General features: G+C 65.3%; 18 protein-coding genes. 11 read left to right on the top strand and 7 right to left on the bottom strand.

The genetic code is table 11. The features are described 5' to 3' along the window. The first annotated feature begins 113 nt into the window (after positions 1-113). Together H6844_13225 and H6844_13230 are read left to right on the top strand one after the other, a co-directional pair. Complete coding sequence (locus H6844_13225; GenBank protein MCB9930359.1) at positions 114-2,360, top strand: xanthine dehydrogenase family protein molybdopterin-binding subunit; 2,247 nt, start codon at positions 114-116, stop codon at positions 2,358-2,360. Positions 2,361-2,513: 153 nt separating this feature from the next. After that, complete coding sequence (locus H6844_13230) at positions 2,514-4,247, top strand: amidohydrolase family protein (protein MCB9930360.1); 1,734 nt, start codon at positions 2,514-2,516, stop codon at positions 4,245-4,247. A gap of 368 nt (positions 4,248-4,615) precedes the next feature. Here the strand turns inward: H6844_13230 and H6844_13235 are convergent, their stop codons facing one another. From H6844_13235 to dctP, 4 genes are all read right to left on the bottom strand, one after another. Further along, positions 4,616-5,632, bottom strand: coding sequence for an LLM class flavin-dependent oxidoreductase (locus tag H6844_13235; protein ID MCB9930361.1), 1,017 nt, complete (start codon positions 5,630-5,632; stop codon positions 4,616-4,618). Between the two features lie 31 nt (positions 5,633-5,663). Beyond that, a complete protein-coding gene (locus H6844_13240) occupies positions 5,664-6,977 on the bottom strand; it encodes a TRAP transporter large permease (GenBank protein MCB9930362.1) in 1,314 nt (437 codons plus the stop codon). Then, entirely contained in the window at positions 6,974-7,504 is a 531-nt protein-coding gene (locus H6844_13245) for a TRAP transporter small permease (protein MCB9930363.1), read from the bottom strand. Before H6844_13245 ends, H6844_13240 begins: the two co-directional genes overlap by 4 nt. Before the next feature lie 141 nt (positions 7,505-7,645). Beyond that, positions 7,646-8,689, bottom strand: coding sequence for a TRAP transporter substrate-binding protein DctP (gene dctP / locus H6844_13250; protein MCB9930364.1), 1,044 nt, complete (start codon positions 8,687-8,689; stop codon positions 7,646-7,648). Positions 8,690-9,039: 350 nt separating this feature from the next. Between dctP and H6844_13255 the strand changes: the two genes are divergently transcribed. Both H6844_13255 and H6844_13260 read left to right on the top strand, forming a co-directional pair. After that, a complete protein-coding gene (locus H6844_13255) occupies positions 9,040-10,833 on the top strand; it encodes an NAD(P)/FAD-dependent oxidoreductase (GenBank protein ID MCB9930365.1) in 1,794 nt (597 codons plus the stop codon). 69 nt (positions 10,834-10,902) lie between these two features. Next, positions 10,903-11,220, top strand: a complete 318-nt coding sequence (locus H6844_13260; GenBank protein MCB9930366.1) for an antibiotic biosynthesis monooxygenase — start codon at positions 10,903-10,905, stop codon at positions 11,218-11,220. Positions 11,221-11,257: 37 nt separating this feature from the next. On the opposite strand, the gene H6844_13265 is transcribed toward H6844_13260, so the two are convergent. Beyond that, positions 11,258-12,973, bottom strand: coding sequence for a GMC family oxidoreductase N-terminal domain-containing protein (locus tag H6844_13265; GenBank protein MCB9930367.1), 1,716 nt, complete (start codon positions 12,971-12,973; stop codon positions 11,258-11,260). Between the two features lie 1,060 nt (positions 12,974-14,033). On the opposite strand from H6844_13265, the gene H6844_13270 reads away from it, so the two are divergent. Next, entirely contained in the window at positions 14,034-17,402 is a 3,369-nt protein-coding gene (locus H6844_13270; protein MCB9930368.1) for a S8 family serine peptidase, read from the top strand. A 63-nt stretch (positions 17,403-17,465) separates the two neighbouring features. Here H6844_13270 and H6844_13275 read toward each other — a convergent pair whose 3' ends face one another. Further along, entirely contained in the window at positions 17,466-18,758 is a 1,293-nt protein-coding gene (locus H6844_13275) for a spore maturation protein (GenBank protein MCB9930369.1), read from the bottom strand. Positions 18,759-18,966: 208 nt separating this feature from the next. On the opposite strand from H6844_13275, the gene H6844_13280 reads away from it, so the two are divergent. Then, positions 18,967-19,122 carry a hypothetical protein gene (locus H6844_13280; GenBank protein MCB9930370.1) on the top strand — a complete coding sequence of 52 codons (156 nt, stop codon included), beginning with the start codon at positions 18,967-18,969 and terminating at the stop codon, positions 19,120-19,122. A gap of 232 nt (positions 19,123-19,354) precedes the next feature. Further along, the gene (locus tag H6844_13285; GenBank protein ID MCB9930371.1) at positions 19,355-20,395 is read left to right on the top strand and encodes a hypothetical protein; all 1,041 of its coding nucleotides are present in this window, start codon (positions 19,355-19,357) and stop codon (positions 20,393-20,395) included. Between the two features lie 63 nt (positions 20,396-20,458). On the opposite strand, the gene H6844_13290 is transcribed toward H6844_13285, so the two are convergent. Then, positions 20,459-21,340 (bottom strand): sulfurtransferase, encoded by an 882-nt coding sequence (locus tag H6844_13290; GenBank protein MCB9930372.1) that lies wholly within the window; start codon positions 21,338-21,340, stop codon positions 20,459-20,461. Positions 21,341-21,721: 381 nt separating this feature from the next. Here H6844_13290 and urtA point away from each other — a divergent pair, with 381 nt between their 5' ends. The 4 genes from urtA to urtD all read left to right on the top strand — a co-directional run bounded on the left by urtA (position 21,722) and on the right by urtD (position 26,631). After that, entirely contained in the window at positions 21,722-23,020 is a 1,299-nt protein-coding gene (gene urtA / locus H6844_13295) for an urea ABC transporter substrate-binding protein (GenBank protein MCB9930373.1), read from the top strand. A 120-nt stretch (positions 23,021-23,140) separates the two neighbouring features. Then, the gene (gene urtB / locus H6844_13300) at positions 23,141-24,751 is read left to right on the top strand and encodes an urea ABC transporter permease subunit UrtB (protein MCB9930374.1); all 1,611 of its coding nucleotides are present in this window, start codon (positions 23,141-23,143) and stop codon (positions 24,749-24,751) included. Between the two features lies 1 nt (position 24,752). Then, a complete protein-coding gene (urtC, locus tag H6844_13305) occupies positions 24,753-25,892 on the top strand; it encodes an urea ABC transporter permease subunit UrtC (protein ID MCB9930375.1) in 1,140 nt (379 codons plus the stop codon). Further along, positions 25,885-26,631 carry an urea ABC transporter ATP-binding protein UrtD gene (urtD, locus tag H6844_13310; protein MCB9930376.1) on the top strand — a complete coding sequence of 249 codons (747 nt, stop codon included), beginning with the start codon at positions 25,885-25,887 and terminating at the stop codon, positions 26,629-26,631. The genes urtC and urtD overlap by 8 nt, the downstream gene beginning before the upstream one ends. The last annotated feature ends 19 nt before the right edge of the window (positions 26,632-26,650 follow it).

Below are 26,650 nucleotides of genomic sequence, written 5' to 3' on the forward strand. Positions count from 1 at the left end.
CCCCGGCGCATTCCGTCCTGCCCTGCGGGAACCGGCATTGACAACTTGCCGTCTCTCGCCCTCTGATAGTCGCTCGCAATCTTTCCGACGATGCCGAACAGGATCTCATCGCCATGAACCACGTGACAGCGGACAACAAGTGGATCGGCCAGCGCACGATCCGGCCGGATGGTGTCGACAAGGTGACGGGCGCCGCACAGTACGGTGCCGATTTCACCATGCCCGGCATGGTCTGGGGCAAAATCCTGCGCAGCCCGCATGCGCACGCGCTGGTGAAGAAAATCGACACCTCCAAGGCCGCGGCGATGAAGGGCGTGGTCGCGGTCATGACCGGCGACGACCTGCCGTTGCTGCCGCTGGACGTGCCGATGCCGACCGGGCCGAACGATGTGCGCTGGATCTCGCGCGGCGTCATGGCGCGCGAGAAGGTGCTCTATGCCGGCCACGCCATCGCGGCGGTCGCCGCCACCTCCCAGGAAATCGCCGCCGCGGCGCTGGACCTGATCGAGGTCGACTACGAGGTGCTGCCCCACGTGATCGACGTGGACGAGGCGATGGCGCCGGGCGCGCCGATCCTGCACGACTGGATCCAGACCAAGGGCGTGGACGGCCCCACCAACATTTCCAACATCATGACGGTGAAGGCCGGCGACGTCGAAGCCGGCTTTGCCGAATCCGATCTGGTGCTGGAACGCACCTTCCGATCCTCGGCCGTGCACCAGGGCTATATCGAGCCGCAGGCCTGCATCGTCAGCTACAAGCCCGACTCGCAGTCGACGGTGTGGAGCAGCAGCCAGGGCCAGTTCATGGTCCGCAGCCTGACCGCGCTGATCTCCGGCATGGCCACCGGCGACATCAAGGCGATCCCGGCGGAAATCGGCGGCGGCTTCGGCGGCAAGACGATCATTTATCTTGAGCCGGTGGCGATGATCCTCTCGAAGAAATCCGGCCGCCCGGTGAAGATCCAGCACACCCGCGAGGAGGTGTTCCACGGCACCGGCCCGGCCTCCGGCATGTCGGCGACGCTGAAGGTCGGCGTCACCAAGGACGGCAAGCTGAAGTCCGTCGCCGGCGCCTACAACTTCCAGGCCGGCTGCTATCCGGGCTCGCCCGTCGGCCGCGCCTGCACCTTCTCCTTCTCCAGCTACAGCATCCCGAATGCGGACGTGAAGGGCCTGGACGTGGTCTCCAACCGCCCGAACGTCACCGCCTATCGCGGTCCGGGCGCGCCCCAGGGCAATTACGTGTTCGAGGCCATGCTCGACGAGATCGCGGACCAGCTCGGCCTCGACCCGTGGGAGCTGCGCCGCCGCAACCTGATCCGCCCGGACGAGCCGACCATCTACGGCGCCAAGGTGGGCGAGGCCGGGATGGAAGAGTGCATCGCCGCGGTGCAGAACCACCCGAACGCCCAGGCGAAGCTGGGGCCGAACCAGGGCCGCGGCATTGCCGTCGGCTATTGGGGCAATGCGGGCGGCGAATCCAGCGCCCACGTGCACATCAACGAGGACGGCACCGCGCTGGTCATCACCGGCCACCCGGACATCGGCGGCAGCCGCGCGTCCATGGTCAACATCGTGGCGGAGATGCTGGGCATCGACTACCGCAAGGTGCGGGCCCAGATCGGCGACACCAACAATGTCGGCATCAGTGCGGTGACCGGCGGCAGCCGCGTCACCTTCGCCGCCGCCATGGTCGTCAACAAGGCGACCGATCAGGTCATCAACACCCTGAAGTCGCGCGCTGCCATGACCTGGGGCATCGATCCCGACGCGGTGGAATGGAGCGACGGCGAGGCCCGGCCGGCCGGCGCCAATGCCGGCAAGTTCGAACCGCTGTCGCTGGCCCAACTCGCCAAGAAGGCGGAATCCACCGGCGGGCCGATCACCGCCTCGGTCTCGCTGAACACCACCGGGCATATGGGCGTGTTCGGCGCGCACATGGTCGATGTCGAGGTCGACCGCGAGACCGGCCATGTGCAGGTGCTGCGCTACACCGCCTGCCAGGATGTCGGCCGCGCCATCCACCCGGACTATGTGGAAGGCCAGATCCAGGGCGGCGTCGTCCAGGGCATCGGCTGGGCGCTGAACGAGGAATACGTCTACACCAAGGACGGCCACGTCGATAACGCCGGCTTCCTCGACTACCGCATGCCGGTGGCCTCGGATATGCCGAAGATCGACACCATCATGGTCGAGGTGCCGAACCCGAAACACCCCTATGGTGTCAAGGGCGTCGGCGAGATTCCGCTGGTGCCGCCGCTGGCCGCGGTCGCCAACGCGGTCTCGCACGCCATCGGCAAGCGCCTCTATGAACTGCCGATGTCGCCGCCGAAAATCCTGGCGGCGCTGGACGAGTAACCCCTCCCGAGCGGTATCGGGAAAAGGGGCCGGTGCAGCAGCGCCGGCCCCTTTTTTCTATGCGTCCATCTCCCCTCTCCCTTGCCGGATGCGTCTAAAGTGCTAGTCTCTCTCCACAACCGAAAGGAGACGGCCATGACGGACACGACGGCAATCGACACGGTGGATCTGGTCATTCGCGGCGGTACGGTGGCGGATGGCAGCGGCGACCCCTTGCGCGAGGCCGATGTGGCCATTGCCGGCGACCGCATCGTCGCCGTCGGCCGGGTTACGGCCCGCGGGCGGGAGGAGATCGACGCAAGCGGCAAGTTGGTCACGCCGGGCTTCGTCGACATTCACACCCATTATGACGGCCAGGTGACCTGGACCAACCAGATCACCCCAAGCTCGCAGCACGGCGTCACCACGGTGGTGATGGGCAATTGCGGCGTCGGCTTCGCGCCGGTGCGCATCGGCGACCATGACCGGCTGATGAAGCTGATGGAGGGGGTCGAGGACATTCCGGAACCGGTGCTGACCGCCGGCCTGCCCTGGACCTGGGAGAGCTTTCCGGACTATGTGCGCTGGCTGGCCGGGCGCTCCTATGACCTGGATGTCGGCCCGATGTTGCCGCACGCGGCGCTGCGGGTCTATGTCATGGGCGAGCGCGGCGCCCGGCGCGAGCCGGCGACCGCCGCCGACATCGCCGAGATGGCGAAGCTGGCCGGCGAGGCGATCCGCGCCGGCGCGCTCGGCTTCTCCACCTCCCGCGCCCTGAACCATCGCACCTCGGACGGCGACTACTCGCCGACGCTGAAGGCGGGCGAGGACGAACTGACCGCCATTGCCGCGGCGATGCAGGCGGCGGGCGGCGGCGTGCTGCAATTCATCCTCGACATCTCGACCATCGACCACGACCTGCCGATGATGCTGGGCATCGGCGAACGCACCGGCGTCCCGGTCACCTTCTCGCTGTTCCAGCACGACCAGCAGCCGGAGCGCTGGCGCCGGACCATGGCGGAGATCGAGGCGGCGGCAGCCCGCGGCCTCCAGGTCTCGGCCCAGGTGGCCGCCCGCGGCATCGGCATCATGCTGGGCTTCGAACTGACCCGGCACCCGTTCCGCTCGCGCCCGTCCTACGCCGCCATCGCCGACCTGCCACTCGCCGAGCGCGTGCAGCGCCTGCGCGACCCGGCGGTGCGCGCGCGCATTCTGGCCGAGGCCCCGGCGCCGGACGACGAGTTCGCGCCGCGCCTGAAGGACTACGGCCGCGTCTTCCGCCTGGGCAACCCGCCGGATTACGAGCAGTCGCCCGACGACGCCATCGGCCCGCGCGCCCGCGCCCAGGGCATCGACCCACAGGCCATCGCCTATGACGCCATGCTGGAGGACGAGGGCCGCGGCATGCTCTACATGCCGGCGCTGAACTATGCGGACGGCAGCCTCGACCCGGTCTACGAGATGCTGCAAAGCCCGCTCGCCATTGCCGGCCTCTCCGACGGCGGCGCCCATTGCGGCATCATCTGCGACGCCAGCTTCCCCACCTATCTGCTGACCCACTGGGCCCGCGACCGCGCCCGCGGCGAGAAGCTGGACCTTGCCTATCTGGTGGCCCTGCAAACCCGCAAGGCGGCGGAGGCGTTCGGCCTGAGCGACCGCGGCCTGATCGCGCCCGGCTACAAGGCGGACGTGAACGTCATCGCCTTCGACCGGCTGCAACTGCACCCGCCGCGCGTGGTCCACGACCTGCCGGAAGGCGGGCGCCGGCTGGTGCAGCAGGCGGACGGCTACGAGGCCACCATCGTCTCCGGCGTCGTCACCCGCCGCAACGGCGAGGCCACCGGCGCATTGCCCGGCCGCATGGTACTGGGCCGCCGCGCCGAGCCCCTGGCCCGGGCGGCGGAGTAGGCTGGGCTTCGAGGCACCCTGCGGGCGCGCCTCGGGCGGAAGGGATTGGCGGTGGGCGGCCGTTCAGCGCAGCCGAGACGCTTCTGTTCCCCGGACGCTGCGGCGCACCGGCCTGTTCCCCGGACGGTGCGGAGCGCCGATCCGGGGCCGGTGTCATCCTTGGAACACCGCCGCCGCCGGTGTTCGCGAGGGCGGGAGATCCCGGTTCTCGCCTCCGGCTCGGCCGGGACAGGTCCCTCTTGCCGCTGAGGGCGAGCGTCCGCGTGCCGCGCCTTCGGGCCTCGTCTCTCAGGCATGGACCCCCGCCTCCGCGGAAGAAGGCGGGAGGAAGGAACGCCGGGGCGTGGCGTCCTCCGGTCCGTCTCATTTCACAGCCCCGCGGCCACCCGCGGCATGACCTCCTCGGCGAACATCCGCATGGAGTCCATGGACCGCGCCACGTCCAGCCCCGGCCAGTGCATACTCATGACGATATGGTTCATGCCGACGCGGCGGTGGAATTTCAGGATCTGGTCCGCCACGTCATCCGGCGAACCGATGAAAAAGCGGTCCCGCAGCAAGTCCTCGAACGGCTGGCCGAGTTCGTCCCGGTTGTCGGGTCGCGACCGGCCCAGGCCCCAGGCATGGTAGGCAGCGTATTTGGTCATCACCGGTTCGCGGCAGAGGCGGTAGGCTTCCTCCCGCGTCGGCGCCACGAACACCTCGCGGCGCAACGGAAACTCATCCGGGAAGGGCTTGCCCAGCCGGTCGAGGGCGCGCCTGTAGGTGTCGGTCTGGCCGGCGATCTCGTCCAGGCGGTCGTTCGGGCCCACATACCAGCAGGTGCCCATGCGCGCCGCCCGCTCGATGACCGCGTCGGCGCTGCCGCCGATCCAGATCGGCGGGTGCGGCCGCTGCACCGGCTTCGACGAGCAGGCGGCCTGCACCAGGTTGAAGTGCGAGCCCCGGAGCGTCACCGTCTCCTCGGTCCAGAGCCGCTGGATCGCGGCCAGGTTTTCCTCGAACCGGCGGCCGCGCTCGCGCTTGGACGTGCCGAACGCTTCGAACTCCACGTCGCGATAGCCGACGCCGCAGCCGAAAATCGCCTTGCCATTGGTGATGATGTCGAGCGTGCCGATCTGCTCGGCCACGTCCAGCGGCTTGTGCAGCGGCAGCAGCAGCACGCCGGTGTTGAGGCGCAGGCTTGGCGCCTCCGCCGCGATGCGGCAGAGAAACGGCACCTGTTGCAGGTCCTGCAACGGATGCGTGCTGTAGTGCGAGCCCTTGGTGATGGAGTGAAAGCCCAGCGTCTCCGCCAGCCGCGCCTGTTCCAGCATCTGCCGGAAATGCCCGGCGATGGCGTCGCCCGCCGGGAACTGGCCGCGCATCATGATCCCGTATTGCATCCGACCTTCCTTCTTTTGGGCCGTCACGGCCTCAATTCTGCATCGTGCCGGGCAAATAGAGCGCCAGTTCCGGGAAGACGCAGAGGATCACCAGCATCACCAAACCGGCACCCAGATAGGGCAACAGGCCCTTGAACACGTCCTCCAGCTGCACCAGCCCGCCGGAGGCGCCCTGGACGACGAAGCAGTTGATGCCCACCGGCGGCGTGATCGCGCCGATCTCGCACAACAGCACCACGTAGATGCCGAACCAGACCGGGTCGAAGCCCAGGTTCAGCATCACGGGCTGGGTGATCGGCAGGCTGATCGCCAGCAGCGGCGGCGCATCCATCATCATGCCCAGCACCAGATAGATCAGCGTCACCAGCGCCACGATCACCCAGCGGTTGACATCGGCATTCGACAGGAAGTCGCCGATCGTGCCGGCGAGGCCGCTCAGCGCCAAAAACTTGGAAAATGCCAGCGCCGACATGATGATGGCGAAGATCATCGCCGTCGTCTGCACGGTGTCGCCGACGACCGCGCCGATCCGAACGCCGCGCAGGCCCCTCTGCCGGATCACGGCCATCACGAAGGTCACCAGCGCGCCGATCGCGCCGGCCTCCGTCGGCGTGAAGACGCCCATATAGAGGCCGCCGATAATGGCGACGATGACGATGGCCAACGGGCCGGCGAGACGCAGCGACCAAAATTTCTCCCGCCAGGTGGAGGTGTTCGGGATCAGCGGCGCCAGCGCCGGATTGCAGCGCACCCAGAGCGAGGTGGCGACGCAGAGCATCACGGCGAACACCAGGCCCGGCAGGATGCCCGCGATCAGCAGCGCGCCGATGCTCGACTCGGTCAGGATCCCATAGACCACCACCAGGGCCGAGGGCGGAATCATCACCGCCAGCGTGCCGGAAATGGCGATGGAGGCGGACGCCAGCCGTTTGTCATAGCCGCGGTCCAGCATCTGCGGCAGCGCCAGCTTGGTGAACAGCGTGGTCGTGCCGATGCTGGAGCCGGAGGCGGCGCCGAACGCCGCCGCACCGCCGGTGGTGGCGATGGCGAGGCCGCCCCGCAAGCCGCCCAACCATCGCGTCGCCGCCTCGAACAGGTCTTCGCCCAATCCCGCGCGCATGGCGAAAAAGCCCATGAGCAGGAACATGGGAATGACGCTGAAATGAAAGCTATGGGTGACGTCATAGAACATGGCGCGCAGCAGGCCGATGGAGCCCTGCGGCCCAACCAGAAGGCTGAGGCCGACGGTGCCGACCAGGCCCAGCGCCACCATGACCGTCATGCCGCAGAGAATGCAAAGGATGAGCGCAGCGATGCCCATCATGCCGATGGCGAGATCGCTCATACCTCTTCTCCAAACACGGGCTCAAGTTGGCCACGGGCAACGAAAACGGCGCGGATCGCGTCGAGCAGGAATTGCACGCTGAGCAAGCCCCAGCCGACGGCGATGGCGGCCTTGATCGGCCAGACCTGAAAGATCAGGACCCCCCACTCCATCTCGTTAATCGTGTAGGAGCGAATGGCATAGGTGTAGGCGGCCCAGGTGTACCAGGCGCACAATCCCGCACCGATCAGCAGCACCAGCACATAGAGCAGATTGCGCAGCCACTGCGGGAAATGGCGGGTCAGCAGCGTGACGCGGATATGGCCGCGCCGGCGCTGGGTGTAGGCGAGCCCGAGAAAGATGATGAGGACCAGCGCGCCCTCGGTGATTTCGAGCGTGCCGGTGACCGGTTGGTTGAACAGTTTGCGCATCAGGACATTGGCATCGATCAGCCACATGATCGCAAAGACCGCCGCTCCGGCAACCATGCCGAGGGCCAGCACAAGGCGGCCATAGACCTGATAGAAGCGCTCGAAAGACTGGGCCATGGGGGCCTCGTGATGGCGCGGGAGGAAAGGTGTTCGTCATCCGCGAACGGAGCCAAGCAACCCGCCGCAGCGCATTGGCCGACAGTCCCGGGTTGCTTCGGCTTCGCCTCGCGGGTGACGAGGGCGAGAGGCCGGGAGCCTCTAGTTCTCGAAAGCGAAGAACTTCACCATCTCGGCCGCGGGGAGGCCCATCGCGGTCGCGCGGTCGACGAACTGCTTGCGGACCGCCTGAACGCCCTCGCTTTGCACGGCCTTGGCGACCGGCTCTGTCGGGAACGGCAGTTCCTGGATGCCCTTCTCCTTCCACTCGGCCTTGATCGTGTCGGTCATTTGCCAGAGCACGTCGACAAAATGGTCCATGTAGTCGCGGCCCAGTTGGAACAGGATCTTGCGGGTATCCTCGTCCAGATTGTTGTAGGTATCCAGGTTGACGCTGATGAAGTGACCCCAGTTCGCGCCAAGCGGGAAATTGATAAAGTACTTGGCGACTTCATCGAAGCGATAGCCGCGGGCCAGCGTCACGCCGATCGGCGTGCAATCGAGGATGCCGCGTTGCAGCGCTTCATAGGTTTCCGGCGTCGCCATGGAAATCGGCGTTGCGCCCAGGGCTTCGAACAGCCTTGGCAGCGCGTGGCCATAGGTGCGCACACGCAGCCCCTTCAGATCTTCAGCCGACGCAATCGGCTTGGTGCAAATCAGGCCGTAATTTTCGAGCGGCCGCCAGCCGATGTTCTTGAGGTTGTATTTTGCCATTTCGGCGTCGAATTGCGGGTACTGGTCGTACCACTCCATCATTTTTTTGCCGAGTTCGCGCTCGTTCTTCGGCTGGGGCATGTGGAAGCTGACGATATTGTTCAGAAAGAACTGGTCCTGGAAGTAAGGCGCCACCACGTCGCCCAAATCGCCGACACCATTCTCCAGCGCCTCGGGAATGGCCCGGATGCCGGCGACGCTGCCGCCCCAGAAGATCTCGATCTTGTGCTTGCCGCCGGTGCGTTTCTCGAACTCGTCGGCAAACCACTGCAAGGTTGCGGCATGGGCCTCACCCGCCGATTTCGATTTCCAGGTGAGAAATTTCAGCGTGTCGGCCGACGCACTGCCGAGCGCGGCGACATTGGCAAAGGCCAGGCCGGCAAGCCCGAGCATGGCGGCTCGGACGAACGGTCCGATCTTGGGGGCGGTCATCTCTAGCGTTTCCTTCCGTTCCGACGACTCTCTTGACGAGAACCTTTATTCGGGGCCGAGAATCCACCGGGCCGGCCTGTTGGCGTGCCTGCCCGGACCGGATCGCGACCCTTGATGACGAAGTCTGGCGCGCTTCCCGGATCGGGGCAAGCGCTTCCTTCGAGGCCGAATCCGGTGCGAAATATTCGACGAAGGTGCCAGACGGAGATTGTGTTTCGGCGGTCTTCGGTGTTTCATGCCGGCATTATTTGTCCGCTCTCGGCCCATGACCCGCCCGCAGCGGCGCCGGTCGCGTGCGGCCGGGAGCCTCCCGGACATGTCCCCGACAACGGTAAGGCAGGACCATTGGTATGTCTGAAGCAAAGTTGAAAACAGCGCCCCAGCGGCACAACGACCCCAACAAGATGGCCGTCCGCGTCGCCTTCGACCCGACCGTTCCCAGCGACAAGCCGCAGGACTATTACGACGCCATCAAGCGCAAGTTCGAGGAAGAGCGCGACCTGCGCCTGCACTACCGTCCGGAAGGCCAGAGCCAGTATGTCTCGGATTTCAGCGGCGAACTCGCCAAGTACGAAACCGACCCCTGGGCCGAGGCGCATATCGAGCGCGAGCCGATCGAGGACTATGTCGAATGCCTGTTCATCGGCGGCGGCTTCTCGGCCCTGCTGACGGCGGCACGGCTGCGCGAGCGCGGCGTGGAAAGCATCCGCATCGTCGAAAAGGGCTCGGATGTCGGCGGCACCTGGTACTGGAACCGCTATCCGGGCGCGGCCTGCGATGTCTCGGCCTATGACTACCTGCCCTTGCTGGACGAACTCGGCTATGTGCCGAAGAGCTTTTTCGCCAAGGGGCCGGAAATCTACGCCCACTGCCAGGCGATCGCGAAGAAGTACGATCTCTACGATCTGGCGATGTTCCAGACCACGGTGACGGCCACCCACTGGGACGAGAAGGCCAGGCTCTGGCGGCTGTCCACCGACCGCGGCGACAAGCTGACGGCGAAGTTCGTGATCGTCGCCAACGGCACGCTCGCGAAGCCGAAGCTGTCGCGCATCAAGGGCATGGAGCGCTACAAGGGCCATTCCTTCCACTCCTCGCGCTTCGACTACGACTATTGCGGCCCGAACCTGGAGAAGCTGAAGGACAAGCGGGTCGGCATTATCGGCACCGGTGCATCGGCCGTGCAGATCATCCCGCATCTGGGCCGGGCGGCGAAGGAACTCTACGTGTTCCAGCGCACGCCGTCGGCCATCGACATCCGCGACGACATCCCGACCGATCCGGAATGGGCCGCCAGCCTGAAGCCCGGCTGGCAGAAGCAGCGCCTGGACCGGCACGTGCTCAACACCAAGCCGGACCCGGACAAGCGCAAGGAGATCGAATCCCTGCCGCGCGAAGTCCGCACCCAGCGCTACGAAAACCAGAATATCGAACACCAGATGCGCATTCACCGGCGCGTCGAGGAACTCGTCCAGGACAAGGCGACGGCCGAGGCGTTGAAGCCCTGGTACATGCACCGCTGCAAGCGGCCGACCTATGACGACGAATACCTGCCGGCCTTCAACCGGCCGAACGTCCATCTGGTCGACACCCACGGCAAGGGCATCACCGAAATCACCGAGCGCGGCCCGGTGTTCGAAGGCGAGGAATACCCGGTCGACGTGCTGATCTACGCCACCGGCTTTGAGGTGCAGGTCACGGGCATCTACAACGACATTCGCGGCGAGAACGAGCTGGAGCTGAACGACAAGTACAAGAACGGCATGCGCACCGTGTTCGGCATCCATTCGGCCGGCTATCCGAACCTGTTCATCATGGGCGGCTACCAGGCCTCGTTCCAGTTCAACCTGACCTTCATGCTCCAGACCCAGGGCTTCCACATCGCCGAGTGCATCAAATACACCCGCGAACACGGCTTCGACACCATCGACGCCAAGCCGGAAACCGAAAGCTGGTGGGTCAGCGAGGTCATCAAGTATCGCGGCACGACCAACCGCAACAAGGAATGCACCCCCGGCTATTACAATTTCGAGGGTGAGGACAACCGTCGCGAGGACGGCAACTACAATGGCGGCATGTGGCAGTACTGCGAACACTTGAACGCCGCCAAGGGCAATTACGAAGAGTATTTCAACTTCGCCTGATCGCCCGACAGGTCCGCACGCGCCCCGGCTGCGTGCGGGCCTTTCATTGTCTGCAACAAGGAAACGCTCATGCTGGCCAAGTGGATCAAGGTCCGGGTGAAACCGGAATTGCGGGACGAGTTCCTGAAAGCCATTGAAGTGGACGCCCTCGGCTCCGAGCGCGACGAGCCCGGCTGCGCCCGCTTCAACGTCCTCCAGGACGAGGCCGACGCGAACGTCTACTACTTCTACGAGGTCTATCGGGACGAGGCTGCCGTCCTCGCCCACCGCGCGGCACCGCACTATGCGGTGTGGAAGGCGGCGGCGCACACCCTGGACGGTCCGGTGGAGCGGGTCGAGACCCGCACGGTGTTTCCGGCCGATCCCGCCTACTGGCTGCCGGAATAGCGCCCCCTCCCCCCGCAGCGAGCGCAAACCGCACGGATCAGTGGCCCGCCAGAATGGCGTCGGCGATTTTCTCCGCCGTCATGATGGTCGGGAAGTTGGTGTTGGCGCAGGGCACGACCGGAAAGACCGAGGCATCGACCACCCGCAGGCCCTGCATGCCATGCACCCGCCCGGCCGGGTCGGTCACCGCCATGGAGTCGCTGGCCGCGCCCATGCGGCAGGTGCAGGACGCGTGCCAGACACCGACCGCCGCGCTGCGGATGAAGGCTTCGGCCTCGTCCTCGTCGTTGCAGACGCCGTCGAGGGTATAGCCCTCCATGATCAGGTTCTCGATCAGATAGCGGCGCAACAAGCCGGGACCGTCCAGCAGCTTGGCCATGACGCCGGTCAGCAGACGGTTCTTGGTGTTGATCTCGCCGACCTGTCGCACCTTGTCGGAATAGCTGGCCGGGAACGGATCGCTCATCATGCCACGCATGGCCGGGTCCTGGTAAAGCGGCGTCAGCCGGCGAATGCCATCGGCCAGCCGCTCCAGATCGCGCCGGTCCGACAGCAGGTTGAACTCCACCTCCGGTTCGTCCGCCGGGTTGCGGCTGCGCAACCGCACCTCCCCCGTCTCCGAATAGGTTTTGTTCACGAACAGAATGAAACTCGCGATCTGCTCGCCGACCGCGTGCCACGAGGTCTTGGAGGCGCCGACGACGAACATGTCGCCGGCCGGCGCGCCGCCGATGCCGGAGGTGTAGCGCATGCCGACGAACAGGTGCCGGCGGGTTTCCTTGTTGGTGACGCGGGCCTTGGGTTTCAGGAACGAGGCCAGCGCGATGGACGGATGATCCATCAGCCGCTGCCCGACGCCGTAGAGCGCATGGCGCACGGGAATGCCGAGGTCGGTCAGATGCCCGGCCGGGCCAATGCCGGCGCGCATCAGGTGGGCCGGCGAGTGAATGGCCCCCGACGACAGGATGACCTCGCGGGCCCGGAATTCCTGCGGCTTGCCGTTGACCGTGGCCTTGACCCCGACACAGCGGCGGTCCTCGTCGAACAGCAGCTCGGTCACCTGGGTCTGGGTCGAGATGGTGAGATTGGCGCGCCGGCGCACATCGGCGTTCAGATAGCCGATGGCGGCCGAAACCCGCTGCTCCTCGGCGTTCGAGATCGTGATGGGGAAATAGCCGTCCTCGAACAAGCCGTTCTGGTCCGGCAGGTATTTGTAGCCCGCCCGCCCGAACGCTTCGGCCAGTGCCTTGGCGTGGCCCGGCCATTGCGCCGCCGGCACGCGCCTGACCGGGATCATGCCCTCCTGGCCATGCCATTCGTCGTCGATATCGAGGTCGCGCTCGACCTTCTTGAAATAGGGCAGCACGTCGTCCCAGCGCCAGCCGGTGGCGCCGCGCTCGTGCCATTCGTCGAAATCCGTCGGCGCGCCGCGATTGGCCATCTGGCCGTTGATCGACGAGCCACCGCCCAGGACGCGGGCCTGCTCGTACTTGCGCAGCTTGGGCGGCGGGGCGTTCGGGTCGCGGTTATGGCCGACCACCTCGGTGCTGACCTTGAGCTGGGTCCAGTGGAAGCGCGGGTTCAGATAGGCGGTGCCGGGATAGGAATCCAAAATTTCCGGCGGCACGTGACCGGGCGGCGTGTCCTCGCCCGCCTCACACACCAGCACCCTGTTGGCGCTGCGCGCGGACAGCCGATTGGCGAGCACGGAGCCGGCCGAGCCCCCACCCACGATGATATAGTCGAAATCCATGAATCCCTCTTGCCGGAACCGTGTGCGGTTGTCCGATCATGCCGCCTAGATTTGCAGGGGGAAAGAGGGATAGGGCCGTTTGCGCGCGGGTCAGGGACCCGATGGCCATTGGAACGGCACGGAATTGCCGTACATTGTCTGCGAAGCCTGGTCCGGGGCGACCTCCCGGCCCGCGCAGGTTCGGCATAGGGTCAACCAGCCGTCATAGGTGGTCAGATTTTCTGTGGATGCACAATCCTCGCAGACTTCATCTTCGTCTGCGCGTTCGAGCAAACCGATGGGAAGCGTCATTCATTCACCTCCAGCGCCGGTCTCAGCTTTTCGCCGTTCGCGCAATGCTTATGTGTTTCAATGTGGTACAATGCTCTATCCATTTTTTATACAATGCACCCGGTCCCGAGACCAACAGCAGTCAATGTAGCACGCCTGCCGCGAATTTTCGACGGCATTGTCACCAAACCCCGATTTATTCCCGGCTGCATTGATCTCCATCACACTCTCTTGGCTCGTGCCTGCATCCTTGGCCCGCGCCTGCATCGCCGTCAAGGCGGTGGCCGGGGACCTCCGACACAGGGAACCGAGGTGCCTCGCCGTTCGATCGCTGCGATGCGGTCCACGATAGCTGGACCTTTACCGACGATTTCTCCGGCAATACCCCATACCGAAATAGTGCGACAAATCCCCTCGCCAACAGCGCCGAAACCGACGCTGGAATGTTTGCCTAGGCCATAGCGGATGACGCCCGCGTGCAGGCGGAGCATGGGAATGTCGTCAGCGAATTTGTCACCAACAAATACCCTGATTCCCCCGGTCGATATCGAAATCCGCGGCTGTTCCGTCCGGACCATTGCCGCACTTAATGATCCTTCATCAATTTGTGGCAATTCGGGTAACCATGGTCGGACGGTCCACGAGCCCTCCCCCACCGCGCACGCGCCACGACCGGGAACGGGCCCCAGTATCTATCTGGACTCTCAACGGATACCCCGTTAGTCATCCCGCAAACATCGAATGAACATCGGGTTAGGGGCAAGGTTTCCATCGCTGGAACGAGGGACACATGAGCAACGGAAGCAGTCAGCAGCCGCCGGGAATTTTCTATGACGCCGCAAGTTTTGCGTCTGCTCCGACAGATCCGCTGTATACGGGCGGACAGCAATGGCATCTGAACAATCCCAATTATCCTGCCAGCGATATGAACGTCACGGCGGTTTGGGACGATTATCGCGGGGCGGGCGTCACCGTCGCCGTCATCGACGACGGCATTGAATACCTGCATGCCGATCTGGCGGCGAACAGCGCCCCTTCGATGGGGGGCAATTTCGTGTCGGCGAACATCGACGCCCCCGCCGACGGCGCGGCCTATCTGGCCAGCGACAACCACGGCACCATGGTCGCCGGCGTGATCGCCGCGGATGACAACAACCTCTATGGCGCCGGTGTCGCCCCGGACGCAACGCTGGCCAGCCTTCGCATCGGCTATGGCACGTCGGGCGGCCTGGACCAGATCCTGGGCGCGTTCCTGGCAGCGAAAAATTTCGATATTGCCAACAACAGTTGGTCGTTTGGCGGCTATTTCTATGACAATTTCATCAACACGAACTCGTTCGGATTCTACACCAATCCCTTTGTCCCCATTCAAGACGCCCTGATCGAGGCCGTGGACCAGGGGCGTGGCGGGCTTGGCACGGTTTTCACATTTGCCGCCGGCAACGACCGGTCATCCGGCCAGGATGTGAATTATCACGCATTTCAGAGTTCGCCCTATACGATCACGGTCGGAGGCCACACCAAGTTCGACTCCGACTATCCGGCCTCGACACCCGGGGCCGCGGTCCTGGTGTCCGGTCCGGCTCAATCGGTGCGCACCACCGACCGCATGGGCAGTGCGGGCGCAACCTACGGCGATACCGCGGCCGCCACTGGCACGTCGTTCGCGGCGCCGGCCGTGGCGGGTGTGGTGGCCCTGATGCTGGATGCCAACCCCGATCTCGGTTATCGCGATGTCCAGGAAATTCTCAGTCTCAGCAGCAAAATGGTCGATCCGACCAGCACGGCTTGGGCGGTGAACGGATCCGACAACTGGAATGGCGGCGGGCGGCATGTCAGCCATGAACTTGGGTATGGCGCGGTCGATGCGTTCAATGCCGTGCGACTGGCCGAGACCTGGGATCAGCAGGCCACCTACGCCAACATGGTTACGCTGACCGAGTCGCTGGATTTCGGAGCCCGTGTCGACATCACCAATGCGCTCACGTCGACGATTTCCGTCGGCGCCGTGGCGTTCGACCTCGACCAGGTGCTGATCACGGTCGACATGGCGCATGAGTATGTCGGCGACCTGGTGGTGACCCTGGAAGCGCCGAGCGGCACGGTTTCGACCCTTATGAACCGGCCGGGTTTCGGGTCTGGCACGGTAACGACGGCGCTGACGCAGTTTCAGTTCTCCAGCGTGCAGTATTGGGACGAGGCCATCGCCGGCGACTGGACGCTGACGGTCCGGGATCTGGGCAGCGGCGGCAGCGGCAATATGAGCGGCTGGTCGCTGGACTTCCTGGGCGACCTCGATACCGGCAACGACACATATTATTATTCCAGCGAATGGGCGACCTATGGTGCAGAGGCCGCGCGTCAAGTGGTGCAGGACGCGGGCGGCACCGATACGCTGAACTTCGCCATGATCGCGACGCCCGTAGCGATCGATCTGGCGCCGGGCAGTGTCAACACGCTGCTGGGGCGCACCCTGACCATCGATGCGCAAACGCTGATCGAGAATGCGGTGACCGGCGATGGCGACGATACCCTCATCGGCAACGCGGCCGACAACGACTTGCGCGGCATGCGCGGCAACGATCTGCTGGAAGGCAAGGCCGGCAACGACACGATCGACGGTGGCGCCGGCGTGGATACGGCCCGGTTCTCGCTGCCGCGGTCCGACTACCAGATCACCGCTGAGGCGGACGGGAGTTACACCGTGGCGGCAACCGCGGGAACCGATGGCACGGACCATTTGCTGGGGATCGAATTCCTGGCATTTGCCGACGGTATCTATGCCATTGGCGATCTGACGGGGGGTGCCATCACCGACCCGACGCCGACCGTGCCCATTCCCACCGTCATCGGCACGGATGCCGGCCAGGAAACCATCGAAGGCACGGCCGGCGACGACGTGCTGGCCACCGGCGGCGGCTATTGGGACCGGCTGGCCGGCGGGTCTGGCGACGACTCCTATATCGTCGAGGTCAACCAGACCACCGTGGCCGAGGCGGTCGGCGGCGGCACCGACACCGTCTACAGTCGTGCCGACTATCTGGCGGTCGCCAGCGAGGTCGAGAATTTCGTCCTGCTGGATGGCGCCGGCGGCCTGACGGCCAACCGCTACGACAATCACATGACCGGCAATGACGGCGACAACCGGCTGAACGGCAATGCGGGTGACGATACCATTCTGGGGATGGGCGGCGACGACACCCTGATCGGCGGCCGCGGCGACGACAGCATCGACGGCGGCGACGGCGTGGATACGGCGGAGTTTTCCGGCAATGCGGCGGACTACTCCGTGGTTGAACTTGCCGATGGCAGCCTTTCCGTGGTGGACAATGTTGGCGGCGACGGCAGCGATACGCTGTTGCGGGTAGAGTTTCTCCAATTCGCCGACAGCCTCATAGCCGCGCCCGACGCGATCCCGGATCCAGGGGGGAATACGACCACCACGGGCACCGGGACCCCGCCCCCCACCACTCCCGACCCGACGCCGACCGTGCCGGAGCCCACCGTCATCGGCACGGAAGTCGGCCAGGAAACCATCGAAGGCACGGCCGGCGACGACGTGCTGGCCACCGGCGGCGGCTATTGGGACCGGCTGGCGGGCGGGGCTGGCGACGACGCCTATATCGTCGAGGTCAACCAGACCACCGTGGCCGAGGCGGTCGGCGGCGGCACCGACACCGTCTACAGTCGTGCCGACTATCTGGCGGTCGCCAGCGAGGTCGAGAATTTCGTCCTGCTGGATGGCGCCGGCGGCCTGACGGCCAACCGCTACGACAATCACATGACCGGCAATGACGGCGACAACCGGCTGAACGGCAATGCGGGTGACGATACCATCCTGGGGATGGGCGGCGACGACACCCTGATCGGCGGCCGCGGCGACGACAGCATCGACGGCGGCGACGGCGTGGATACGGCGGAGTTTTCCGGCAATGCGGCGGACTATGATATTGCCTATCTGAGCGACGGCGTGACGGTTCGGGTCACCGACACCACGGGTAATGACGGGATCGACCTTCTGACCGGGATCGAGATCTTACGGTTCGCGGACGGCGATGTTGCGGTCAGTTTCCCGGCCGGGGCGGGCGCGGCGGATGGATTGGTCACGGACGCCAGCCTCGATATTTTTGCCTTCCACAGCGATCCCATCTTCGGCTGACCGTCCTTCGCCCCCTTCGGCCTTCGCACCCCTTTCGGCCTTCGCCCCCTCCGGGCGGAGGCCTCACCCGAACAGATAGGCCGTGATCGCGACGGCCGCGGCAATGCCGGCAAGGTCCGCCGTCAGGGCCGCGGCCAGGGCGTGGCGGATGCGGCGGATCTGGACCGCGCCGAAATAGACGGCCAGGACATAGAAGGTCGTTTCCGTCGATCCCTGCAAGGTCGTCACCAGATAGCCGACATAGGTATCCGGCCCGGTCGCGGGGTCCTGGATGATCGAGGCCATGATACCGTACGCCCCCGAGCCGGACAGCGGTCGCAACAGCGCCATCGGCAGTGCGTCCGGCGGCAATCCCACCAGGTTGGTGACGGCGCCGAGCGGCGTGATGAGCAGGTCGAGCGCCCCGCTCGCGCGCAGCATCCCGACCGCGACCAGAATGGCGACCAGATAGGGAATGATCCTGAGCGCGACGTTGAACCCGTCCTTCGCCCCCTCGACAAAGGATTCGTAGACCCGCACGCCGCGCAGCGCACCGAAGCCGAGCAGCACGACCATCAAGCCGGGAATGATCCAGGGAGCGATGTCGCGACCGTACAACACCGTCAGCGGGATCAGCGCCACGACTCCAGCCAGGACCATGGCGGAGACCCAGAGCGGATAGGGCGCGCTCTCGGCCGCGGCGAGTTCGCCTTCGGCAGGGTCCCCCTCCTCTGCCGCGGTATCGCGGCCCGGGGCGGTCGCCTCCGGCACGGATGCGAAGCGCTGGTACAGCTTCGCCGCGAGGATGGCCACCGTGGTCGAACAGATGGTCGCGAACAGGGTTGTCGGCAGGATGCCGGCGGGATCGGCCGACCCGGCCGAGGCCCGCAGCGCGATCACCCCGGTCGGCAACAGCGTGACCGAGGAGGTGTTGATCGCCAGGAACATGACCATGGCGTTGGTCGCCGTGCCCTTGTTCGGGTTCAGCCGGTCGAGTTCCTGCATGGCGCGGATGCCAAACGGCGTCGCCGCATTGCCGAGGCCGAGCGCATTCGCGGAAATGTTCAGGATCATCGCGCCCATGGCCGGATGATCCGCCGGCACGTCCGGGAACAGCCGCACCATGAGCGGGCGGAGTGTACGCGCGATGATGGTGAGCAGGCCGCCGGCCTCGGCCACCTTCATCAGGCCCAGGAACAACGCCATGACGCCGACCAGCCCGATGGCGAGGTCCACCGAGCCCTTGGCCGCCTCGATCATCGCCATGCCGAGCGCATCCATCGGCGCAGGCATGCCCGGCACGACCGTTTCGGCCAACTGGCGGTATCCGGCGACCCCGAACGCGATCAGGACGGCGGTGAAGAAAATGGCGTTCATCGGGCACTTCCACGCAGTGACGGGGCCGGACCTCTATATCATGCCCGCGCCCGCCTCCAACCGTGGCAACAGAGCAATGGCGCCGCTGGCTCAGGCGGCGATGTCTCAGGCTGCGGTGGCGAAATCGCCAGTGTCATCACATGCCTCATGTCCCGGAGCGATTTTCGTTCGCCCTGGCTCACGGATACCGTTCTAGGTAATTGATTTAATGAAAGTATCCGAGTCGCACAATGATTCCATTGTGCTTGAAATCGCTCTGGCCGCCCCCGATCGTCCGGTGGCCGCCATTTCCGGCCATGGCGTGAAGGGGCTGCCCGCGAGCCTTGCGCCGGACCGGACACCTGCCCATGACACCACACAATGATGCATATTCTTCACTCAATATCTTGAAAGTGATTTCATCAAAAGTATTTGAATTATTCAATTGTTGTAGGCGAATATTCCTCTTGCCATAGAATTGAATCAGACGCTTAATGGCGAACGTCGTATTGATCGGAAGGCGTGGAACAGCGGATTCCCGGAAAAACCGGCCGCTTACGTCGCGGCCATTCCCGCCGATCCTGCCTGCCTGCGCCCGCCTCCTTTGGAGATGTGTGATGGCACGCGACGCAATCCTATCGTTGGAAAGACTGAATTGTGCTGTTGAGAGTGACGCGAGCGGCGGCTCCGAACCCTATGTCTGGCCTGCCCTGATCCGGATCGACGATCTCACGCTGCAAACGCCGGAACTCGTCGGCATCGTTGCGCCCAGTTCCAACAATGCACGGCTCGAAATTGCCAGCGACATGCGGGCAGGCCAGTCCGCACCGCTGCCGGCCGGCGTGTCCAGCCTCCGCGTCCGTCTGGAGGACGGGCTCGCAATCCAGCAGCTCGTTCTTGCGGTGACGCTTTGGGAGCACGACGAAACACCGGACGGCGCCATGAAGGCAGGCTTCAACGCTTATGTTGCAACGCTCCGCTCGGCCATCGCCGACAATCTCTTCGCCCTGAACAGTTCGGATGAGGACGAAGTGAATGACGCGATCGAACGGATCAAGCTCGCGGTCAAGGCAGCGGTGCGCAGCGCCATCGAGAACGCCTTGAGCGGATGGGAGAAAGCGCGCGTCTTCATCGGCACGCTGAACCTTGATGACGTGGTCGGCACCGACTTCCATCGCTTCGAAGTGACGAACGGGCAGACCTTCGAACTCAGCTTCCAGGAAACGCGGAACGATCGTCTGACCCAGTCCTACACGCTCGCCGGCACACTGCATGTCCGACCGGTTCCGATCGAGCTTTGCCCGGAGCAACTGGCGCAGGTGAAGGCCGCGCGCGACGCGGTCGCCGGGGTCGACGCCGAAATTCGCGCAACCCAGGCGGAACTCGTCTCGGCTCCACCGGCGCTGAAGCCGTTCCTGGTCTCGGAAATCCGCCGTCTCAGGACCGTGGAATTGCCGGCCGCCCAGGCGGCGCTGGAAGCGGCGCAGGCAGCCCTTGAAGCCTGCCGGAACCGCTTCCGAGACCGGTTCGAGGTGTTGGCGGGTCGCCCGGAGGTTATTCTGGAGACGGTTCCGTACGGACCCGACCCGACGCCCGGCGGCACTTCCCCACCCACTCGGCCACCCATTCCCACCGTGCCCGTGATCAACCGGCACTGAGGCCCGCAACCGCAGCGGCGCGCTTTCGCCCCCAACGCGCCGCTGGCCGCGAGCCTCGCCGGGTCAATCGGTTTCGATGGGCAGGGATGCATCCTTGGCCCATTCGCTCATCGAACTGTCGTAGACGGCAATATCGCCATAGCCCAGCTGGTGCTGGACAAAGGCGTCGAGCGTGGCGGCAATGCCGCCGCCGCAATAGTTGAGGACGCGCTTGCCGGGGTCGGCGCCGATCGCCGCAAACAGGGCCGCAGCCTTCGCCGGCGGCACGAGTTGCTTCGTTTTGGCGTCGACGAGTGCCGAGGCGGGCGCGCTGACGCTGCCGGGGATCCGGCCCGGCCGGCCATAGCGCGCATTGCGGCCGGCATGCAGGTCCGGCTCCAGCGCGTTGACGGAACACGCCGCCCCGTCGCCGATCGCGGCCAGCATCTCGTCCTTGCCGACAAAGAGGTCCGGCCGGGGACTGAGCGTCAGCGCGCCCGCCGGATAGGCGCCCGGTGCGGTCGACACCGGCCGGCCGTCCGCCGCCCATTTGTCGAAGCCGCCATCCAGCAGCGCCGCATTGTCGAAGCCGAGCCAGCGCAACATCCACCAGAAGCGCGAGGCGCGTGTCATGCTATCGCGGCTGTAGCAGATCACGCGGGTATCGTCGCCGACACCGAAGCGCTCGAACGCGCGGGCGGTATCCTCCGGCGAGAGCAGAGTGAAGGCGTAGGGACTGTCCGCCCGCGAAAACTCCCGCTGGAGATCCAGATGGACCGAGCCGGGGATATGGCCCGTGTCGTAGTCGGCCTTGCCGCTGACGATGGAATAGGGACGGCCGGTCCCTTCCTCATAGGCCAGATAGAAGGTGCAATCGAAAATGCGCAGGTTCGGATCGTCGAGGTGCGCCTGGAGCCAGGCGCCATCCACCAGGGCTTCGGGGTGCAGATACCGGGCCGTGCTCATCGCGCAAACCTCCCTCCGGGACAGAACCAAATGCGGATGCCGTCAGCCTAGCCGATCGCGGCAGGCCACGCCAGTTGACGTCGCCGGCAGCGGATCGACAGCGGGCGGACGGTTTCGGGGCAGGGCTGAAGGTGAAGGGTCTGGATCCGGGCGCCCGCACCGAAGAGGGAGAGCACGGCCGGTTTCATGATTATTATTTGGGCACTTTCCTTTGACGCGCCTCTTTTGACCAATTTCTAGACAATCCCGCTCGATTGCATGCCTTCAAAAATGCAACTCTTCGTATAACGTATTGAAAATACGAACATATACCAAGAGATACAAATTTGGCACGGCGCTTGCGTAATGAGGAAATCGCAACCCAAAAGGAGGCTTTTCCTCATGGCGTTTTCGCAAACCATCCGCAAACTGGCCATTGTCGGGGCATCCGCCGCCGCGGTACTGGTCGGGCAGGCGGCACATGCCGCCGATACGATCAAGGTCGGCGTGTTACATTCGCTCTCCGGGACGATGGCGATCAGCGAGACGACGCTGAAAGACGCCATGCTGATGCTGATCGACGATCAGAACAAGAAAGGCGGCCTGCTGGGCAAGAAGCTGGAAGCCGTGGTCGTCGATCCGGCGTCGAACTGGCCGCTGTTCGCCGAAAAGGCCCGCGATCTGCTGACCAAGGACAAGGTCGACGTGGTGTTCGGCTGCTGGACCAGTGTCAGCCGCAAATCGGTGCTGCCGGTGTTCGAGGAACTGAACGGCATGCTGTTCTATCCGGTGCAGTACGAAGGCGAGGAAAGCTCGCGCAACGTGTTTTACACCGGCGCCGCGCCGAACCAGCAGGCGATCCCGGCGGTCGACTATCTGATGAGCGAGGACGGCGGCAGCGTGAAGCGCTGGGTGCTGGCCGGCACCGACTATGTCTATCCGCGCACGACCAACAAAATCCTGGAAGCCTATCTGAAGTCCAAGGGCGTCGCGCCCGAAGACATCATGATCAACTACACGCCGTTCGGCCATTCCGACTGGCAGACCATCGTCGCCGACATCAAGGCGTTCGCCTCTGAAGGCAAGAAGACCGCCGTGGTCTCGACCATCAACGGCGACGCCAACGTGCCGTTCTACAAGGAACTGGCGAACCAGGGCATCAAGGCCGAGGACGTGCCGGTGGTGGCCTTCAGCGTCGGCGAGGAAGAACTGGCCGGCATCGACACCACCAACCTCGTCGGCCATCTGGCGGCCTGGAACTATTTCATGAGCGTCGACACGCCGGAGAACGAGGCGTTCATCAAGAAATGGCACGCCTTCATCGGCAATGACAAGCGCGTCACCAACGACCCGATGGAAGCCCACTATATCGGCTTCAACATGTGGGTGCACGCGGTCGAGCAGGCCGGCACGACCGATGTCGATGCGGTGCGCCAGGCGATGTACGGCCAGACCGTGCGCTCGCTCAGCGGCTTTGACGTGGTGATGAACACCAACCACCACCTCTCCAAGCCAGTCCTGATCGGCGAGATCCAGGACAACGGCCAGTTCGACATCGTCTGGGAGACCGACGGTCCGATCAAGGGCGATGCCTGGACCGACTATCTGCCGGAAAGCGCCAAGCTGACCGCCGACTGGACCTATCCCTGGGTCTGCGGCAACTGCGAGAAGCCGCGCTTCGGTGGTGCGAACGCGATGTAAGGCCAGCCCTTGCGATCCGCGCCCGCCCCGGGGCCCGAACCCGGGCGGGCGCGGATCGCCCCTTCCCGTTCATTCGTTTGTCTCTTTTTCGAAACGCCCCTCAAGATAAGAAGTTTTTCCATGCGACTGTTACTGGCAACACTCCTGGGGTGGCTGGTACTGGCCGCGGGGACGGCCCATGCCGACCCGCTGGCCGACGCCGCCGCCAAGCTGCCGGAGGGCGGCTATAGCGAGCGGGTCGCCCGGATCGAGGCGATCGCCGCCATCGGCGACCCCCGCGCCATCCCGCTGCTCGAAGCGCTGGGCGAAGGCGACCTGCATGTGCGCGAGAGCGACGGCCGCGTCGTCATCGCCAAGCGCGCGGGCCGCGACTACGCGCTGACCGACCCGCTGACCGGCGAGAGCCTGGGCACGGCCGGGCGCCGCGACACGGACAAGATCCGCGTCAACAACCGGGTCCGCGGCACGATTGCCGAGGCGCTGACCCTGTTGAAACTGGCAAGTCCGGATGCGGCGACCCGCCGGGCCGCGGCCGACGATGCGGCCAAATACGGCTCGCCCCTGATGCTGGAACGGTTGCGCGCCGCGCTCGCCACGGAGACGGACGCAGGCGTCAAGACCGCCATGCAGTCGGCATTGCTCACCGCCGAACTGGCCGCCGGCACGCCCGAGGAGCGGATCGCCGCCATCGAGGGCCTTTCCGGCAGCCTCGACCCGGCGGTGCGCGCCCTGCTGGGGCAGGTCCAGAACGACGCGAATGCGCCGGAAAACGTGCGGGATGCGGCCACCAAGGCCATCGCCAAGATCGAAAGCCAGCGGGCCTGGCTCGACGCCGCCCTGGCGGTGTTCCAGGGCGTGTCGCTCGGCTCGATCCTGCTGCTGGCCGCCATCGGCCTCGCCATCACCTTCGGCGTGATGGGTGTCATCAACATGGCCCATGGCGAGATGATGATGCTGGGCGCCTATTCCACCTTCGTGGTGCAGCAGGCATTCCGCACCTTTCTGCCGCCGTCCGTGTTCGATCTCTATCTGATCGCCGCAATCCCGGTCGCCTTCCTGGTCGCCGCCATTGCCGGCATGGCGATGGAACGGAGCGTGATCCGCTTTCTCTACAACCGGCCGCTGGAAACCCTGCTGGCCACCTGGGGCATCAGCCTGATCCTGCAACAGGCGGTGCGCAGCGTCTTCGGCGCCACCAACCAGGAGGTCGCGAACCCGAACTGGATGAGCGGCGGCGTCGAGATCATCGGCGGCGTCGTGCTGACCTACAACCGGCTCTGCATCATCGCCTTCTGCCTGATCGTGCTGGGCCTGGTGGTGCTGGTGCTGCGCAAGACGCATTTCGGGCTGGAGATGCGCGCCGTGACCCAGAACCGGCGCATGGCGCGTTCCATGGGCATCGATTCCAGCCGGGTGGACGCGCTGACCTTCGGCCTCGGCTCCGGCGTCGCCGGCATTGCCGGGGTGGCGCTCAGCCAGGTGGGCAATGTCAGCCCCAACCTGGGCCAGCTTTACATCGTCGACAGCTTCATGGTCGTGGTCTTCGGCGGGGTCGGCAATCTGGCCGGCACCTTCGTCGCCGCCATGAGCCTCGGCATTCTCAACAAATTCCTGGAGCCCGTCGCCGGTGCGGTGCTGGGCAAGGTGGTGGTGCTCGTGCTCGTGATCCTGTTCATCCAGCGGCGTCCGCGCGGCCTGTTCGCGCTCAAGGGCCGGGCGGAGGAGGCGTAAGATGGAAGCCGCTCGCCAACCCCTGCTCACCCAGGCCGGCTGGGCCCGGTTCGTGCTGGCCGTCTTTGCCGCCGCGATCCTGGTGCCGGCGCTGAACCTGGCCGTGGACCCGAGTTCGAACGCCCACATTCCCGACTACATGATCCCGCTGCTGGGCAAGTATCTCTGCTTCGCCCTGCTGGCGATCAGCCTGGACCTAGTCTGGGGCTATGCCGGCATTCTGAGCCTGGGTCACGGCGCCTTTTTCGCGCTCGGCGGCTATGCCATCGGCATGCATCTGATGCGGGCCATCGGCGACCGCGGCGTCTATGGCAACCCGAACCTGCCGGACTTCATGGTGTTCCTGAACTGGCAGGAGCTGCCCTGGTACTGGTTCGGCTTCGACCAGTTCTGGTTCGCCGTGCTGATGGTGTTCCTGGTGCCGGGGGCGCTGGCCTTCGCCTTCGGCTGGCTGGCCTTCCGCTCGCGCATCACCGGCGTCTATTTCTCGATCATCAGCCAGGCGATGGTGTTCGCGCTGATGCTGGCCTTCTTCCGCAACGATTTCGGCTTCGGCGGCAACAACGGCCTGACCGACTTCAAGGACGTGCTGGGCTTCGACCTCGCCGCGCCGGGCACGCGCATGGCGCTCTACCTGCTGAGCGTCGCGGCCCTGGCCGGCGGCTATCTGCTCTGCCGCTTCATCGTCACGTCCAAGCTGGGGCGGGTGATGCTGGCGCTGAAAGACGCGGAGCCGCGGGTGCGCTTTCTCGGCTACCGGCCCGCCAACGCCAAGGTGGTGGCCTTCACCGCCAGCGCCATGCTGGCCGGTCTGGCCGGCGCGCTTTACGTGCCGCAGGTGGGCATCATCAACCCGAGCGAGTTCTCGCCCGCCAACTCGATCGAGATCGCGATCTGGGTGGCGATCGGCGGCCGCGGCTCGCTCTATGGCGCCATTTTCGGGGCGGTGCTGGTGAACATGGCCAAGTCCTACCTCACGGGCGTCGCCGCCGAGACGTGGCTGTTCTTCCTGGGCGCCCTGTTCGTGTTCGTCACCCTGTTCCTGCCCAAGGGGCTGGTGGGGGCGGCGACCGAAATCCGCAAGATCGGCGACTGGCTCGACCCGTCGCGCCGGGCGCGGGAGGCCGGCTATCATGTCTGACGGCGAAACCCATCTCTATCTGGACGGCGTGACGGTCAGCTTCGACGGCTTCAAGGCCCTGAACGCCCTGTCGCTGACCATCGCGCGCGGCGAGCTGCGCTCGATCATCGGGCCGAACGGTGCCGGCAAGACGACGATGATGGACGTCATCACCGGCAAGACCAAGCCGGACGCCGGCACCGTCCGCCTCGACGACCGGGTCGACCTGACCAGGCTGGACGAGCCGGCCATTGCCGGCCTCGGCATCGGCCGCAAATTCCAGAAACCGACCGTGTTCGAGAATCTGAGCGTGTTCGAGAACCTGGAACTGGCCTGCAAGGCCAACCGGGGCGCCCTCACCTGCCTGTTCGCCCGACTCACCGGCGAGCAGCGGGCGCGGATCGAGGCGACGCTGGCCACGATCCGGCTCGGCCCGCGCCGGGACGATCTGGCCGGCGCCCTCAGCCACGGCCAGAAGCAATGGCTGGAGATCGGCATGTTGCTGATCCAGGACGCCGAATTGCTGCTGCTGGACGAGCCGGTCGCCGGCATGACCGACGCCGAGACCGAGCAGACGGCCGAACTGATCCACCGTCTGAAGGGCGAGCACACGCTGGTGGTGGTGGAGCACGACATGGCCTTCGTCCGGGCACTGGGCGCGCGCGTGACCGTGCTGCACGAGGGCAGCGTTCTGGCCGAAGGCTCCATCGACCATGTCCAGGCCGATCCGCGCGTGGTCGAAGTGTATCTGGGGAGGTAGCGGCATGACACGAACACAC

It is taken from the genome of Alphaproteobacteria bacterium, assembly GCA_020638555.1.
Taxonomy (GTDB): domain Bacteria; phylum Pseudomonadota; class Alphaproteobacteria; order Bin95; family Bin95; genus JACKII01.

Excerpts from the sequence above, each read along its gene's own strand:
- H6844_13225 (MCB9930359.1), top strand. The coding sequence starts at position 114 with ATGAACCACGTGACAGCGGACAACAAGTGGATCGGCCAGCGCACGATC.
- H6844_13235 (MCB9930361.1), bottom strand. The coding sequence starts at position 5,632 with ATGCAATACGGGATCATGATGCGCGGCCAGTTCCCGGCGGGCGACGCC.
- H6844_13240 (MCB9930362.1), bottom strand. The coding sequence starts at position 6,977 with ATGAGCGATCTCGCCATCGGCATGATGGGCATCGCTGCGCTCATCCTT.
- H6844_13245 (MCB9930363.1), bottom strand. The coding sequence starts at position 7,504 with ATGGCCCAGTCTTTCGAGCGCTTCTATCAGGTCTATGGCCGCCTTGTG.
- dctP (MCB9930364.1), bottom strand. The coding sequence starts at position 8,689 with ATGACCGCCCCCAAGATCGGACCGTTCGTCCGAGCCGCCATGCTCGGG.
- H6844_13255 (MCB9930365.1), top strand. The coding sequence starts at position 9,040 with ATGTCTGAAGCAAAGTTGAAAACAGCGCCCCAGCGGCACAACGACCCC.
- H6844_13260 (MCB9930366.1), top strand. The coding sequence starts at position 10,903 with ATGCTGGCCAAGTGGATCAAGGTCCGGGTGAAACCGGAATTGCGGGAC.
- H6844_13265 (MCB9930367.1), bottom strand. The coding sequence starts at position 12,973 with ATGGATTTCGACTATATCATCGTGGGTGGGGGCTCGGCCGGCTCCGTG.
- H6844_13270 (MCB9930368.1), top strand. The coding sequence starts at position 14,034 with ATGAGCAACGGAAGCAGTCAGCAGCCGCCGGGAATTTTCTATGACGCC.
- H6844_13275 (MCB9930369.1), bottom strand. The coding sequence starts at position 18,758 with ATGAACGCCATTTTCTTCACCGCCGTCCTGATCGCGTTCGGGGTCGCC.
- H6844_13280 (MCB9930370.1), top strand. The coding sequence starts at position 18,967 with ATGAAAGTATCCGAGTCGCACAATGATTCCATTGTGCTTGAAATCGCT.
- H6844_13285 (MCB9930371.1), top strand. The coding sequence starts at position 19,355 with ATGGCACGCGACGCAATCCTATCGTTGGAAAGACTGAATTGTGCTGTT.
- H6844_13290 (MCB9930372.1), bottom strand. The coding sequence starts at position 21,340 with ATGAGCACGGCCCGGTATCTGCACCCCGAAGCCCTGGTGGATGGCGCC.
- urtA (MCB9930373.1), top strand. The coding sequence starts at position 21,722 with ATGGCGTTTTCGCAAACCATCCGCAAACTGGCCATTGTCGGGGCATCC.
- urtB (MCB9930374.1), top strand. The coding sequence starts at position 23,141 with ATGCGACTGTTACTGGCAACACTCCTGGGGTGGCTGGTACTGGCCGCG.
- urtC (MCB9930375.1), top strand. The coding sequence starts at position 24,753 with ATGGAAGCCGCTCGCCAACCCCTGCTCACCCAGGCCGGCTGGGCCCGG.
- urtD (MCB9930376.1), top strand. The coding sequence starts at position 25,885 with ATGTCTGACGGCGAAACCCATCTCTATCTGGACGGCGTGACGGTCAGC.